15 protein-coding genes are annotated in these 14,430 nt (G+C 64.9%); 7 read left to right on the top strand and 8 right to left on the bottom strand.

The features are described from left to right. Positions 1–34: 34 nt before the first annotated feature. From HMPREF0307_RS01765 to HMPREF0307_RS01745, 5 genes are all read right to left on the bottom strand, one after another. On the bottom strand, positions 35–259 hold the full coding sequence (locus HMPREF0307_RS01765) for a hypothetical protein (protein WP_066485878.1): 225 nt from the start codon (positions 257–259) through the stop codon (positions 35–37). Positions 260–268: 9 nt separating this feature from the next. Beyond that, positions 269–2,260 carry a galactan 5-O-arabinofuranosyltransferase gene (locus HMPREF0307_RS01760; protein WP_369799414.1) on the bottom strand — a complete coding sequence of 664 codons (1,992 nt, stop codon included), beginning with the start codon at positions 2,258–2,260 and terminating at the stop codon, positions 269–271. 98 nt (positions 2,261–2,358) lie between these two features. After that, the gene (locus HMPREF0307_RS01755) at positions 2,359–3,120 is read right to left on the bottom strand and encodes a decaprenylphospho-beta-D-erythro-pentofuranosid-2-ulose 2-reductase (RefSeq protein ID WP_066485875.1); all 762 of its coding nucleotides are present in this window, start codon (positions 3,118–3,120) and stop codon (positions 2,359–2,361) included. A 29-nt stretch (positions 3,121–3,149) separates the two neighbouring features. Continuing rightward, complete coding sequence (locus HMPREF0307_RS01750) at positions 3,150–4,565, bottom strand: FAD-binding oxidoreductase (protein WP_066485871.1); 1,416 nt, start codon at positions 4,563–4,565, stop codon at positions 3,150–3,152. Between the two features lie 123 nt (positions 4,566–4,688). Then, positions 4,689–4,967, bottom strand: coding sequence for a hypothetical protein (locus tag HMPREF0307_RS01745; protein ID WP_066485863.1), 279 nt, complete (start codon positions 4,965–4,967; stop codon positions 4,689–4,691). Between the two features lie 19 nt (positions 4,968–4,986). Between HMPREF0307_RS01745 and HMPREF0307_RS01740 the strand changes: the two genes are divergently transcribed. Genes HMPREF0307_RS01740 through HMPREF0307_RS01725 form a run of 4 tightly spaced genes read left to right on the top strand, consistent with a single transcriptional unit; the run spans position 4,987 to position 7,377 of the window. Then, entirely contained in the window at positions 4,987–5,451 is a 465-nt protein-coding gene (locus tag HMPREF0307_RS01740) for a hypothetical protein (RefSeq protein WP_066485861.1), read from the top strand. Between the two features lie 52 nt (positions 5,452–5,503). Further along, positions 5,504–6,379, top strand: coding sequence for a plasmid pRiA4b ORF-3 family protein (locus tag HMPREF0307_RS01735; protein WP_066485859.1), 876 nt, complete (start codon positions 5,504–5,506; stop codon positions 6,377–6,379). A gap of 35 nt (positions 6,380–6,414) precedes the next feature. Next, positions 6,415–6,903, top strand: a complete 489-nt coding sequence (locus HMPREF0307_RS01730; protein WP_369799413.1) for a GtrA family protein — start codon at positions 6,415–6,417, stop codon at positions 6,901–6,903. Positions 6,904–6,918: 15 nt separating this feature from the next. After that, positions 6,919–7,377 (top strand): GtrA family protein, encoded by a 459-nt coding sequence (locus tag HMPREF0307_RS01725; protein WP_066485857.1) that lies wholly within the window; start codon positions 6,919–6,921, stop codon positions 7,375–7,377. A 128-nt stretch (positions 7,378–7,505) separates the two neighbouring features. On the opposite strand, the gene HMPREF0307_RS01720 is transcribed toward HMPREF0307_RS01725, so the two are convergent. Beyond that, positions 7,506–8,372, bottom strand: a complete 867-nt coding sequence (locus HMPREF0307_RS01720) for an alpha/beta hydrolase (RefSeq protein ID WP_066485855.1) — start codon at positions 8,370–8,372, stop codon at positions 7,506–7,508. Positions 8,373–8,411: 39 nt separating this feature from the next. Here HMPREF0307_RS01720 and HMPREF0307_RS01715 point away from each other — a divergent pair, with 39 nt between their 5' ends. Further along, a complete protein-coding gene (locus tag HMPREF0307_RS01715; protein ID WP_066485852.1) occupies positions 8,412–8,945 on the top strand; it encodes a CG0192 family protein in 534 nt (177 codons plus the stop codon). Here HMPREF0307_RS01715 and HMPREF0307_RS01710 read toward each other — a convergent pair. Further along, positions 8,942–10,489: a CotH kinase family protein gene (locus HMPREF0307_RS01710; RefSeq protein ID WP_066485849.1), complete on the bottom strand. Its 1,548-nt coding sequence runs from the start codon at positions 10,487–10,489 to the stop codon at positions 8,942–8,944. The genes HMPREF0307_RS01715 and HMPREF0307_RS01710 overlap by 4 nt on opposite strands. 537 nt (positions 10,490–11,026) lie before the next feature. Further along, on the bottom strand, positions 11,027–12,958 hold the full coding sequence (locus HMPREF0307_RS01705; protein ID WP_066485840.1) for a M13 family metallopeptidase: 1,932 nt from the start codon (positions 12,956–12,958) through the stop codon (positions 11,027–11,029). A gap of 32 nt (positions 12,959–12,990) precedes the next feature. On the opposite strand from HMPREF0307_RS01705, the gene HMPREF0307_RS01700 reads away from it, so the two are divergent. Next, the gene (locus tag HMPREF0307_RS01700) at positions 12,991–13,587 is read left to right on the top strand and encodes a hypothetical protein (protein ID WP_066485838.1); all 597 of its coding nucleotides are present in this window, start codon (positions 12,991–12,993) and stop codon (positions 13,585–13,587) included. After that, the gene (locus HMPREF0307_RS01695) at positions 13,584–14,429 is read left to right on the top strand and encodes a PrsW family intramembrane metalloprotease (RefSeq protein WP_066485836.1); all 846 of its coding nucleotides are present in this window, start codon (positions 13,584–13,586) and stop codon (positions 14,427–14,429) included. Before HMPREF0307_RS01700 ends, HMPREF0307_RS01695 begins: the two co-directional genes overlap by 4 nt. Position 14,430 lies beyond the last annotated feature (1 nt).

The raw sequence follows: 14,430 nt of genomic DNA, 5'->3' as shown, positions 1-14,430 counted from the left end.
CCCAGATAGTCTAAACCACCTCGCACGGTTCGCCTTATCTCTGCGCAGGTGATCCCGGCCCCAGCACCCGAGCTGCGTGGGCCAGCTCCTCCTCTGCCGCCCGCAGTTCCGCCTCCATCTGCGTGTTCGCGGGAGCGCGGTCGAAGCAGGCCTCCGCCGTGAGTAGGCCCGCCGCGCGGTCGATGCGGAAGGTCAGCCGGAAGTCCGGCAGCCACGCCGTCCACGCGCCCGCGATGGCGTGTTCCAGCGGGTCTGTCACGACTGTCTACTACTGGGTGCGCACGGCGACGACGAACGGGCCGACCTGCTTGACGTCCCAGCCCTCGGCGAAGACCTCCGGGTTGTAGAAGATCGCGCGGTAGCGCACGTTGGGCTGGTTCGGGTAGATATCCTCCGCGAGGTGGATCTTATAGCCGTCCGTCTCCGCACCGTCCTCGGCGACCTCGCCGCGGAAGATGATGGCGGACGGACCCTGCCACTTGGCGCTATCGAGCGCCTCGCGGAATTGCTCGGGGGTCTGATCCCAGGACTCGCGCGCCCACGTTTCCATCTGTGCGCTGCGCTCGCGGAACTGTCCCAGCGGGTTGGCGTAGTGCGCGGTAAAGGCGTTGAAGCCGTGGTACGGGTAGTACGCCATAAACAGCTTCTCGTCAGTCATGATGACCGTGCCGTTCGGCGTATAGCCGTGGTCCACGATGAAGTCATTGATCTCCCCGTACTTCGAGGCCGAGTCCGGGGTGAATTGGTCCGCGCGCTCGCCATTGCCGTCCGTATCCGCGTACGCGTGGTCAATGGCGTCTTCGTTGAGGCGCGGAATCTGCTGCACGTAGTAGATACCTGACAGCAGCATGACCACCACGAAGGCCGTGGTAATCGCGCGGTTTGTCGGCACGTCAAAGCGCGCCGGATACAGGGAGTGAATGCCCACCAGCCGTACCTCCGCCAGACCCAGGATGCCGGCGGTGGCCATGAAGAGCACGACGATGATTTCCAGGCGGAAGCTGAGCAGCGTCGTACCGGCGAGCGTCACCACCATCGAGGCGACGATCCATGCGTAGATTCCGCCGAGCGCGAAAGCAAGCGCCCGCACCTCGGCATCGGCAAGCCGGAGCGCCAGGAAAATGACACCGATGAGGCACAGCGCACCGATGACGCTGGGCGAGAGGAACGGCACGGGCAGCTGCGTGCCCTCGCTGGGCAGGTAATGCTGCGCGGCAGACTCGAGCGGGACGCCGCTGCGCAACGCCGACATGACGTAGGGACCCCACGCGACGGCGGCGATGGCCAACGAGGCCACGCCGATGATGACGAGCCGGACAATCGGCAGCCACCGGCGTTCATAAACCGCGGTGATAATGGCGAGCAGGGAAACCACCGTGAGCGCAATGGCACCGGTGAACAACGTGTAGAAGGTCGCCGAGATGCCCAGGAAGAGGGCAAGGCCCGCCGTCGCGGACCACGAGCCATGGAAGGCACGCTGCGCGAGCAACGCCGCCGCCGGCGCGCCCATCGCAATGACCGCGGAGTACGGCTCTTCCGCGCCGAGCGTGAGCGTGACCGCCGTGGTCATCACAGCAATGGCCGTCGCCACAGGCAGCGAGCCCACGAGGTGCTGCCAGATCGGCACGAGGATGGAGCCTGCCACCGCGAGCGAGATGAGTGCCCACGGCTGGAAAACCTCCCAGCCCGGTAAGCCCAACACGGCCGCGAGCCGGCCGCCCAGCCAGAACCAGCCCATGGGATAGAACGTGGGCATGTCCAGGTAGTTCATGTCGGCGTAGCCGCCCTGCTCCGTCGTGCGCGTGAGGAACTGTGTGCGGAAGACCTGATCGACCTGAATGCCGTCGAGCCACAGCTTGGTGGCCGAAAGCGGAATTCCTACCGCAGCGATGACGATGAACGCCGGTGCCATGTAGGAGAAGAAATACGTGAGCGCCACGCGCCACTGCGGCCGGCGGCGTTTACCGTAGTACTCATCCGAAATCCACCATGCGAGCAGCCCCGCCACAATGACAAGGGTGAGCACCATACCCGCCGTCGCGAGCGCGCGCGTGACCATGGAGGTACTAAACGCCGGCAGGTGCGTGCGCTTGAACACCATCCACGCCACGAGCGTCACCGCAAAGGCGCCCACACCGGCGCTCGAGAGCCCTAAGAGCGTGGAGCGCAGGGAGAGCAGATCGGACGCATAGTTTTCGGTGCACATCTGGGGACGCAGAATGGTACCCCGGCGGCGCGGCTGAGCGGCGGCAGTAGTCATGGCTTCCAGTGAACCACATTCCCCACCGGGATCCGGGATCGCGAAACCCCCGCGACCACGTCACAGTCGACGAGCGGGCGCGGGGGTTGCGGGTCGTTCTAGAACGGCAGCTTGCGGAAGATGGGCTGCGGGATGAACTTAAACGCCAGGGAGACGTACTCGAACAGCGGGTGCACGAAGATGGACTCCTTGTTGTGCACGACTGCGTCGTACGTGGCCTTGGCAACGTCCGCGACGTTGACGGTGAGCGGTGCCTCGCCTGCGGCGGCAGACATCTTGGTGCGCACCTGGCCCGGGCGCACGACGAGCACCTTGGCACCGGACTCGCGCAGCGCCTCGCCGAGGTTGACGAAGAAGCCGTCGACGCCCGCCTTGGACGCGCCGTAGACGAAGTTGGAGCGACGCACGCGCTGGCCTGCAACGGAGGACAGGGCGACGATGGTGCCGTGGCCCTGCTTCTTCAGCTTCTGTCCCAACAGCACGCCCACGGACACGGGCGCCGTGAAGTTGGTCTGTGCGGAGGCAACAGCCTGCGCCTGGTCCTGCCACAGCGCTTCCTGGTCGCCCAGGGTGCCGAAGGCGATGATCGCAACATCCACGTCGCCGTGCGCAAACGCGGCGTCGATGACGGCCGGATGGGAGTCGAAGTCCGTGGCGTCGAAATCGACAACCTCGACCTGTGCGCCCTGGGCCTCGAGCTGTGCGCGGGCCGCGTCGATACGCGGGGAATCCTTGCGCGCGGCAAGCGTGACGTGCGGGGTGCCGCCGTGGGAGAGGAACTCGGAGACGATGCCCAGACCGATCTCGGAGGTACCGCCCAGAAGCAGGATGTTTTGTGCCTGGCCTACTGCATTCAGCATGTTCTTTTCAGGTCCTTTCGGGGTGGTTTCTAGTGCAGCTCGAGACGGCGGGACATGTCAGATGCGAAGACGCCGGTCGGGTCGATCTCGTTGCGGGTCTTCAGCCAGCCCTCCATGCCCGGGTACATCTTGTGGAAGTTCTCGGCGGAGGTACGCGACTCCTTGGCCAGGTACAGGCGGCCACCGAACTCCATGACGCGACGGTCAAGGTCGTCGAGGAAGGCACCCAGGCCCGGCTTGATGGGGAAGTCCACGCAGACGTTCCAGCCCGGCATGGGGTAGGACAGCGGAGCCTTGTTCCCCGGGCCGAAGAGCTTGAACACGTTGAGCGCCGAGTAGTGGCCCGAACGCTGCATGTCGCGAATGATGTCCTTGAACGGCTCGACGGCCTCGGTGGGCACGACGAACTGGTACTGCAGGAAACCATTGGAACCGTAGCCACGGTTCCACTCACCGATGAGGTCGAGCGGCTGGTAGAACTGCGTGAGGTTCTTCACCTTGTTCCGGGCCGGAGCACCCATCATGTAGTAGGCCTCGCCAATCGCCATGAGCGACAGCTTGTTCATCGTAAAGTTCGGGAAGATATCCGGCACCGTCATCAGCTGCGGCGCGTTGAACTTGAGCGGGTCCTTGGCCAGCTTCGGCGCGAGCTCCTCAAGCTGTGCCAGCGTGGCGAGCGAACCACGGGAGATGGTCGAGCGGCCCAGCTTCGGCTCCGGGGAGATGACGTCGAACCATGCGGACGAGTAGGTGTAGTTCACCTCAGAGCCGTCCGAGTGGAAGGCCACGGTCTCATCCAGGTTGTTCGTGCGGTCCGTATCCGCGATGAAGTAGGCGGTCTCCGTCTTCGTCATGCGAATGCGGGCGCGCAGGATGATACCGGTAAGGCCCATGCCACCCACGGTGGCCCAGAACAGCGTGCCGTCCGGATCATCTGCAGAGCCTTCCGGCTCCAGGTGGAGGACGCGGCCGTCGGCCACGAGCAGCTCCATGGAGACAACGTGGTTGCCGAAGGAGCCGGCGGAGTGGTGGTTCTTGCCGTGAATATCGGGGCCAATGGCGCCGCCGATGGTGACCTGGCGGGTGCCCGGCAGAACCGGAACCCACAGGCCGTACGGCAGGGCAGCCTTCATGAGCTGGTCCAGGGTGACGCCGCCGTCGACGTCGACGATGGCGGATTCAGGGTCAATGGAGTGAATCTTGTTGAGCGGCTGCATGTCGATCACGAGGCCGCCGGCGTTTTGTGCCGGGTCGCCGTAGGAACGACCCATGCCGCGGGCGATGACGCCGCGCTTGAGGTGCTCGGGCTTGTCGGAGTTGTCGTCCGCCACCTGGGCGACGGCCGCCTGGATGACCTCAACGTCTGCGGTGGACAGGACGTGAGCGGAGGTGCGGGCAGTACGTCCCCAACCATGCAGGGACTGTTCGGTGGTGTGTAGTTCCATCTCTTACTCTTTGCTCGACGGATAATGCTCCATCCAGCCTACCCACGTGTGAGCCCGCATGACACGCAGGACCCAAGTGATATACGGAACAAACCGGGCATTCTCATGCCCGATCAAAAACCTTTAATACAAATCCATGAGGTCACGGATTTCCTTGGGCAGTTCCTCCTGCGTCTCAATCACGGGGCCGTCATACTCCCGCAGAATGTCGTACACGCGCTGGCGCGAGGTCGAGTCCATGATGGGCAGTTCCTGCGCCATGAGTCGCGTCATAAAGTCGCTGAGCGGCGCCGTCGTATTCTGTGTTGCCTGGTAGGAGCCATTGCGACGGTCGTCCTCCGTGCGCTCGTCCTGGGCCGCCTGCTGCGCCGGCGTCATATGCTCATGCTTATCGGAATACATGCCGTCTAGACTATCCCGCATGACCGCTCCGCAAAATAAGCCCGATAATTATGCCCTCGACGACACGCTTGCCGGCCGCATCGCGCAGGCCGCCGCTGTGGGAATTCTCACCGCGCTGCCGGACTACCTCAAGTCCAAGGTCGGTCTCACGGTCGGCTACCTCACCGGGTTCACCGCCTTCGGCAGCCTCGTCGCCTTCGCTAACGCCCAGAACGAGGACGAGCGCGATGACGCACCGCTTACGGTCGAGCCGGCATCCCCACTCAAGACGTACGGCGCATTCCTTGTCCTCCTCGCTCTACTCGCCGTCGGCGCGTTCCTCAACGTGAAGATCGCCCGCGGCATCGTCAGCTTCTTGCGCAAGCGCGGCGCCACCAAGCCCTGGAGCCTCACCGGCGCGCTGCTCGCAGCACTCACCTTCGCCGTCTCGGAGGCGGAGGCCCGCGGCCTCGACAAGCAGTCGTTCAACGACACGTCCCGCTAACTCAGCTCGGCGCCCACGGCGCGGGACCGTCAAAGTGGTTAGGCTGGGGCCCATGTCCTCCCCCATCATCGATCTCGAGCAGGCCCGCGCGCGACGCCAGCCTGCCGAGTCGACCATCATCGTCCAGGTCGCCCACGTGCGCACGGACGCGGAGGTCCACCGCCAGATTGGCATCAACGACGCGCTCACGTTCGAGGAGTTCCACGAGGTTCTCGCCACGTGCTTCGCGCTCCCCAACGAAGACGCGCCCTGGCATTTCTTTGAGCACGACGCCGCCCGCGGCGCGCGTATCGATCCCACCCACCGCGTGCGCGACTTCCTGCGCCGCCCGGGCCAACACATCGACTACGTCTGGGGCCTGTGGGACTTCACCATCACCGTCGCGGAGGTCTACCTGCGCGACGCTGACACCCCGCGCGCGCTGTGCGTCGGCGGTTCCGGTTCTTTCGATGTCCCCTTCGATATCACGGCGATTAATGCTCAGCTCACCGGCGATAAAACCATCAACGCCGTCCTCGAGCAAGTCCGCCCCGAGGTCCGCGACGCCGTCGTGCGTTCCCGGCTCTTCGACTTCGTGCCGCTCCTCCAGGCGCTCGATCTCACCCGCGAGGTGAGCCTTCCCGCCGCCACGCTGCACGCGCTGGCGAGCCTGCCCCGCGAGGTCACGCTCGAGGGCCGCGACGCTTTCTGGTCCACCGCCCTGGCGCTTACCTGCATGGGCGACAAGCAACTCACGGAGTCCGTCCTCACCACCACGCTCGAGGCCCTCGGCTGGGTCGACGACTCCGGCGCGCCCTTGCTTGCCGATGCCGCCCTTAACCTCTGCGCCGATTCCCTCGCCGTCCTCACGCAGGTCCGCGCCACCGGTCCCGAGGCCCTCGCCCCAGTCGACCGACTCGACCTCTTCCGCGCGCTTCTTCGTCGTTAACCATTCCGCAGGCCCGCGGCAGGTAGGCTATCAGCGTGGAAAATACCGCGCAGACCCCCAACCCGCAGCAGCCCGACGCGCACGATGCCACCCTGAGCACGGACGACGTCGTCAACGCGACGCCCAATAATTCGCTGCGCACCCAGCTCGTCCGCTTCGTGTCCGTGGGCGTGTTTACGGCCATTCTCGACTTTGGCCTCACCCTCATCCTCACGCACTTGGGCCTCCACCGCTCCGCGGCGAAGGCCATCGGCTGGGTCTTCGGCACCATCGCGGCCTACCTCGCCAACGCCCGCTGGACCTTCGGGGCGCAGGTCTCCGGCCGCACTGCCACCGCAGTCGGCCTGCTCTACGCCTCGACCTTCGCGGTGCAGAACTTCCTCTACTGGGCCACGAACGCCCCGCTCATCGCGATGGGCTTCGAGGGCGCCGTCAAGGACACCATCTCGTTTGTCATCGCCCAGTCCGTCGCGACGATCACAAACTTCGTCATCCAGCGCGTCTTCATCTTCAAGGGCAAGTAAGACGGGACCACCGCCATGGATTCCGCCGCCGATCGCCTTTCGCGCTCCAACTCCCTGCAGGCACAGGGCACGAAGTTCGCCATCACCGGCGGCATCTCCGGCGTCATCGACGTCGGGATCACCTGGCTGCTCCAGATCGGCCTCGACCTCCTCGGCGACACCGCGGCCCGCACCGTCGGTTTTATCGTGGGCACGCTCACCGCGTACCTGCTCAACCGCCGCTGGACCTTCAACGCGAAGGCCTCCACCCGCCGCTTCCTCGCCGTTGCCGCAACGTACGCACTCACCTACGCAGTCAACATCGCGCTATACAAGTGGTGCTTCGAGTTCCTCGACAACGATCTTGCCTGGCCCAGCTCCTGGGCCCTCGTGGTCGCCTATGTCATCGCCCAAGGCACCGCGACGCTCATCAACTTTTGCGTGCAGCGCTGGGTCATCTTCCGCTCGACGCGGAAGAACTTCGTCGTCGATTAAGACTAAGGGTCGCTCCCGGGCCGCCGCGCGCCGATGAATCTTTCCATCGTAGGCAGCAAGCGCCCATAATCGGATCGACAAGCGCGGAGATCAGCGTGGCTTCACGCGCCGTGTCGCGCTTGCCTGCGTTACTCTGCGACTTTCTTGAGGAACTCCGCCGTGTCCTTAATGCGCTGACGCGCCACGGCCGGCGTAGAAATACGGTGCCGCGCCACGTAGTCTGCGGTCTGCGCGCCCGGCAGCTCCACGCGCCCGGCGATTTCATCTTCCGTCGCGGTCTGGATGAGCGTGTTGGGGAGGGCATCGGGAAGCTCATAACCCGCACGCAGCTCATCCGGCAGGTTGCCGAGTGCTGCGAAGTCGGGGAACGTGAGCAGGTACGCGTCGGCCTTGACCAGCGCCGCGAGCGCGCCGCCGGAGGAATAACCCCACACGGTCACGTGTCCGGGCAGCGCATCGATGGCCGCCTGCACGACCTTCACCATGTCATCCACGGTGTGTTCCGGCGCCAGCGGGTAATCAATGTCCACGATGGTCGTTCCGGACAGCTGCGCGGCCGCCGCGACCTCGGGGCGCCACTGCATCTCGAGCGCCTGACCGTCGCCGCGCCACCAGCCGCCCGAATGCAGCGACACAGCGTACGTGCCGTTCGGATCGCTCGGGGTAAAGACGCGGCCGTGCTCGTTATCGCTCACGGTCACGCCGTCCGTAAACGCCGTGCCCGGCATGGAGTGGTCCACCGCCGTCCCCAACACCATCATGGAGGCCTGGACAATGCGATCCGGCAGCTTCGCACAGTAATTATCCGCCTCCGGCGAGCCGCCACCGGCCCACGGCGGACGGAAGTCCGGCAGCTCATAGTGCGCATCGATGTACGATCCCAGCTGCTCGAGCTGTTCATTCTCGCTGAGCTGGCGGTCCTGGCCGCCAATCTCCCAAGACTGGCCTTCGGCCAGTTCGGCGTGCGGTACTTCCTGCGGTTGCTTGTCAGTCATGGGCCCAGACTACCTCCCCGGCGCGCTAAGCTGGCCGGCATGACTGAAGCGACCGTGCACCCCGAAGCCACCCTCTCGCCCACCAAGGACGAGCTGTGCGCCGAGTTTTCCACCATCACCGAGCGTCTCGGTTCGTATCGCGCGGTGGATCCGGACGGCGAGGTGGGCATCGAGGTCATCATCGGCCGCACCTTCTCCGGCGAGCTGGGCCAGCTCTTCCTCTCCTATCGCGCCGCGGATAACGCCACCAAGAAGGAAATCGCACGCATGGATCACTCCGTGCTCGGCGAGCGCTCCGTCGCCTTCGGCGCCGATGACCGCGTGGCAAAGGCTGAGTTCAAGAGGATCGTCGAAGAATCGGACGTATCCGCGGGCTTCGTCGACCGCGAGGACAACGACATCCCCCAGCGTTTTACCGCCTATGGCACCGGCGGCGAGGGCGAGTTCTTTTGCTATTCCACCCTCATCGACGAGCCAAAGGCCCCCGGCCAATTACGCGTCATTGATCACGAAACCGGCGCCGACTACCTCGCTGGTGCCGTCGTTCCGCGCGCCTCGCGACGCAAGGCCTAGGCCTTCTGAGTGGCCAGATAGTCCTTGCGCTGCGTGATGAATTCCTGCAGCTTGTCTGCGGCCGAGTCGATGTCTGACTGTGGCGTCCCGTCCGTCGCCGGAACCTGCGAGCGCAGGTTCTCCAGCGTCTTTTCAGCGAATCCCGAGCCATAGATCTGCTCGTAGAGGTCCCAGTACGCCTGGTCATAGACGGCCTTGAACTTCTCGGACGCCAGGAAGCGCGTCTTGAGCTCGTTGCCGCTCATCATGCCGCCCTGCTGCTCCTGAATGTCTGCGGTCTGGGTGGCTGCGGCGTCTGCGGTGGTGGAGGTGGCGGCATCGGAAGGCTGGGCCTGCTGGCGGCGGCCGCCACCCATGGATGCGGACTCGTCCGGGGACTGCTCCGCATTATTCTGCATCGACATGTCGAGGTCCCACGACACGACGGAGACCTTCTTCGTCTCATTGTCGTACCAGAGGTAGTAATTCTTGCCGGGGCCGGCCATGTCATCACTGTTGACGAGCAGGTTCTGGGTGGCGAGGTACTTCGCGAAGGAGTCGACGTCGACGTAATCCTCGAGGTGCGCGTCGAATTCGGTGTCGTCGGCGGAGTCCATCCACTTGAGCAGATCCACGATGGGCTGTTCCTTCTCCACGTCGTCATCCTTGGACTCGATCTTGAACTGATCCTCGTAGGTTTCCGGGTCATCGCCCTGGTAGGTAAAGGAGCTTTCGGAGTCCGCCTTGTAGAGGATGCCGTCACCAAGGCGGGCCGCGTAGTATTCGTCCGGGTTCTCCAGTGCGATGCGAGTAAGCGTCTCGCCGCCATTGACCGAATACGTGAGGTACGTGTAGCGCTGCGAGGCCTGACCGGTTTCGGCGGTGGCCGAGAGCGCCGTCGCCTCGTTGAGCGACGGAATGCCCGAGCGCAGCGAGAACTGGGACATGCCTTGGTAGACGCGGCCGTCCTCATACTTGTCGAAGCTGATGAGCAACGGCCAGGTGGTCACGTCGCTTTCGTCGATGCTGGAGCCGGACATGCCGCCGCCTTGCGGGGCCCCGCCAGGGCCACCCTGACCACTGTCGGGCGGGGTGGGCTTCTCGCCGTCCGTGGGCATCTGCATTCCTGCGGGAGCCTGACCGTCGGCATTCTCACCAGGCGCTTGTCCGCCGCCCGGCATACCGGAGTTGCCGCCGAGAGTGCGCAGGGAGGAGTTGCCCTTGAGACGCACACCGACATTCTCGATGGTCGTGCCGTCAATCGTGATGTTGGCCTTCACCCAGGTCTTTTCGTCGCCGCTTTGGTAGTCCTCAAGCATGGTGTCGATGGCGTCCTGGTCAATATCGAGGGAAACCTCGTGGGACTGCGACAGATCAAAAAGGTCGGGGTTGTCCGCGCCGACGTCGGTGGTGTCCTCAAGGAGATCGGCGAGCTGCGTGGTCTGCACGGACGTGGCGGATGCGGTGCTGGTCGTGTCGTTCGCGCTGCACGCGGCCAGGGAAATGGCGGTAGCACCGGCGACGATGCCGGCGATGATCTTTGTGCGCAAGGTCAAGCGCTGCATGGGAGTCCTCTTATACGTGATGTTCGGGTATGAGACTTATTTAAGGACACCCACCTGCACGCACCGCGCGGATTTCTGGGCAGGGTCGTGAGAGTTCGAGCCTGGTTTCCTGGAAGCCAGCTGAGCAGTTCCTGTTCCTGCCGAAAATTCCTCGTTTCAATGGGGGCCGGTTCAGGTGGTGAATGCAATGCGACTGGAAGGAGCATTGCATTCACCCCGAGGATTTGAAATCTCCTAGAGAGAAGTACCTGGCGGCCTACCTCCACGCCCCGCCCGCTGCCCGAGATCCGCACGGCGTTGTGGGTGGGGTGTCAAAAAGAATCCTGACACCTCACCCTCGCGTTTCCCAATGACTGGGTGCGCATCGGCGTGACGACGGTCGCGTTCGTCTACGCGCTAGCATCGGCGCGCAGCTCGAAATCAAGCAGCACGACATCAAGCAACAAGAAGAAATAGCCACAACGCCCGAATAAGAAGCGAAAAATTGAAAATTCTCGACCTTATTCGGGCGTTGTGGCTATCGGACGCCGAAGCGAGCTACCAGATGGTGACGCGGTCCTCGGGCGCGACGTAGGTGGGGGCATCGGAAGGCACGTCGAAGGCCTCGTAGTACTCCGCGACATTGGCGACAATGAGGTTGCAGCGGAACTCGGCCGGCGAGTGCGGGTCGATGGCGAGGTACTGGGCGGCCATCTCCGGGCGGATGGCAGTGCGCCACACACGGGCCCAGGCGAAGAAGAGGCGCTGGAGGCCGTTCCACTCCTGCTCGGCGAGAGCGGGCTCGGCGCCTTCAGCGGTGAAGGGCCGGACCTGACCGAGCGGGTCTAGATCGTGATCGACGCAGTACTTCTTGTACGCCACGACGGCAATACCCAGGCCGCCGAGGTCGCCAATGTTCTCGCCCAGGGTGAAGGCGCCGTTCACGCCGGAAGACTCGATACCGGCTTCCTTGAGCACGGTGGGCACCTGGCCCTGATACTGATCCACGAGCTTGGCGGTGAGCTTCTCAAACGCGGCACGGTCCTCGTCAGTCCACCAGGAGGTGAGGTTGCCGTCGCCGTCGTACTGGGAGCCCTGGTCGTCGAAGCCGTGGCCGATCTCGTGGCCGATGACGGCACCGATGGCGCCAAAGTTCTCCGCGACGTCACCGCCCTCAGCGGACGCGGTGAAGAACGGCGGGCGCAGGATGCCAGCGGGGAACGTGATGTCGTTGGCCACCGGGTTGTAGAAGGCGTTGACGGTCTGCGGGGTGGCGAACCACTCCGTGCGGTCGGCCGGCTTGCCCATCTTGGCCAGCTCATAGTCGTGCGAGAAGGCGGAGCCGCGGCGGTCGTTTTCGACGGCGTCGTCCGTGGGCTCCAGGCCCTCGTACGAGCGCCACTTATCCGGGTAACCGATCTTCGCGTTGAACTTGCCCAGCTTCTCCAGGGCGCGCTCGCGGGTCTCGGCGGTCATCCACGGCAGCTCGGAAATACGGGAACGGTAGGCGTCGAGCAGGTAAGAGACCAGCTCAAGCATCTCTTCCTTGTACGAGGCCGGGAAGTGCTTGTCCACGTAAGCCTTGCCAATCTCCTGGCCCACGTAGCCGGCCTGACCAAGGGCACGCTTCCAGCGATCGCGCTGCTCGGTGGCACCGGTGAGCGTCGTGCCGTAGAAAGCGAAGTTGGCCTTAGAAATCTCCTCGGTGAGCAGGGCCGCGCGGCCGCGCAGGATGTGCCATGTTGCCCACAGCTGCCAGTCCGCAATGCGGTCTGCGGTAAACAGCGAATCCAGGTGCGTGAGGAAGGACGGCTGTGCGACAACGACGCGGGACTCAGGGAACCGGGCGCCGCGCAGGATCTCTTGCACGTGCTCGGGCAGATCAGTGAACTCGGTCGGGTTATAGGTCTTCACAGCGTCGCGGGAGGCGACGACGTCCCAATGACCAGCCGCGATGGAGGTCTCAAGTGCGACGATGCGGGTGGCGGCGGCATCGGCAGGCAAACCAAAGATGCGGCCGGAATCGAGGAAGCCAAGCATGCGCTCCACGTGCGCGCGGTAGGCCTTGAGGGTCTCCGCGTGGGCCTCCTCGCGGTAGTAGGCCTCATCCGGCAGGCCGAGGCCCGACTGGATAAGCGTCGCAATCGCATCAGTGCCGCCCGGGTCCTTCTCAATGTAGGCAGCCACTGGGCTACCAATCCCGAGTCGGTCCAGCTCACCCAACACGCGCGCGAGCTCCTGTGTATCCGCCACGGCGAGGCGGTCGAGGTCCGCGTCGAGCGGAGCCACGCCCGCGGCGTTGAGCGCGTCGACATCCATAAACGCGGCGTAGAACTTCCCGGCGCGGCCGGTATCGTTCTTCACAATCTCGTGCTCCATCTCCTCCGCGTCATCGCGCAGCTTATGGAACGTACCGTCCACCGCGCGGTCCGCGGGGATCTCGTGCGTGGCCAGCCAGGGCCCATTCAGAAACTGGTAAAGGTCATTCATGCCGCCCAAGCTTAATAGCTAAGGTGGACGCCATGTCCGCTCCCGCTTTCTCCTATCGTCTCCAGCCCCCGCGCATGGGGGCAGGGCTCACTGCGGTGCTGCTGAGCGCCGCGGTCCTGCTCTTTGCGCCCACGGTCTATTGGCTCACGCTTCCAGACCAACTCCGCCCGGCGGAGCCACTGGTCATTGGAGACGTCGCCGTGCCCATGGAGTGCACGCCCACGGCCGGATTGCTGCCTTCTGAGGGCTGGTATTGCGGGGATACGACCGTCACGGTCACGGAGACTCCCGGCGTCGCGGACGCAGAGCTCGCCGCCCGGCGCGCCCTGCGCAATATCGCGTTCGGCACGGACCCTGCTGGCCCCGTCGCAGTCTCCGGCTCGACCCTCGTGCTTGCCGATGCCCCCACCGGCGCCGCAGCCCTCATCCTCCCCGCCCCAAACGAGGCCCCAGAAGAGAACACGGCCTTCGTCGTCACCTTTGAGGGCGCGGACGCGGCCTCTGTCCTGGCTCCCACGTGGCAGGCAGCGACCGGCGAGGCGTTGCCGGCGACGATCACGGACGAGCTCGCGCACATCGACTCCCACGACGGCTTTGAGCCGGCGCTTCCGCAGGCGGTGAACGTATGAGTCGCGCCGCCCGCGGGGTCCTCTGGGCTGGTCTGGGCCTGGGCATTGTGGTCTTGGCCCTCTTCGTGTTTCCTGTTTTCTTTGTGCTGCCGGGGCTCGCGCTGGCGGGCTCGGCCCTCGCCGCCCTCTACACCGCGATAGTCCTGTGGCTGCTCCACCTCACCCGGCCGGCGTGGCCGGGCGGGCGCGCGTGGGTCGTCGCCGCGCTGCTCTGGGGCTCGGGAACGTCCTTCGGCGTCGTCTCCGCTGCAGGGCTGGGGTGGTTCGACATCATCGACCACTGGCGCTGGGATCCCCTCATCGCCTCCTTCGGCGGCGCCTACCCGGAAGAACCGGCGAAGGCCCTGGGCGTGTTCCTTCTGCTCCTGTCCTTCCGTGAGCTGCGCCGCCCGTGGCATGGGTTCCTTGCCGGCGCCGTCGTGGGCCTGGGCTTCGAGACCACCGAGAATCTCCTGTACTCGTTTATGGGAGCGCTCATGGATCCGGTCTCGGACTGGGGCGGCTTCTGGGCCATGTGGGGCCTGCGCGTTATCGCTGGGCCCTGCCTCCACGTCGTCTTCACGGCCATCGCCGGCTGGGGTGTGGGCTGGGCGCTCTACGCCGCCGAGTGGTCGCGCCTGCGCCGCGTGGGCGTTGCCGCGGGTTTCCTCGCCTTCGCCTTCGCGGGCCACTTCCTGTGGAACATCACGCTCGACACGGACGCGTGGTGGGTCTACGCCCCCATGGTGTGTTCCGCACTTCTTACTTATCCCACAGTTTTCCTGCTCGTGCACCGCGCGCGGCGTCTCGCAGCGGCGGATCCGGGCTACGTGGCCGTGAAGGAGTTGCGGACCCGCGTCTAAG

Origin of the sequence: Corynebacterium sp. DNF00584, assembly GCF_001552965.1 — a bacterium.
Lineage (GTDB): Bacteria > Actinomycetota > Actinomycetes > Mycobacteriales > Mycobacteriaceae > Corynebacterium > Corynebacterium phoceense.
The sequence above is the reverse complement of the archived record's forward strand: the minus strand, read 5'-3'. Positions and strand labels throughout refer to the sequence as shown.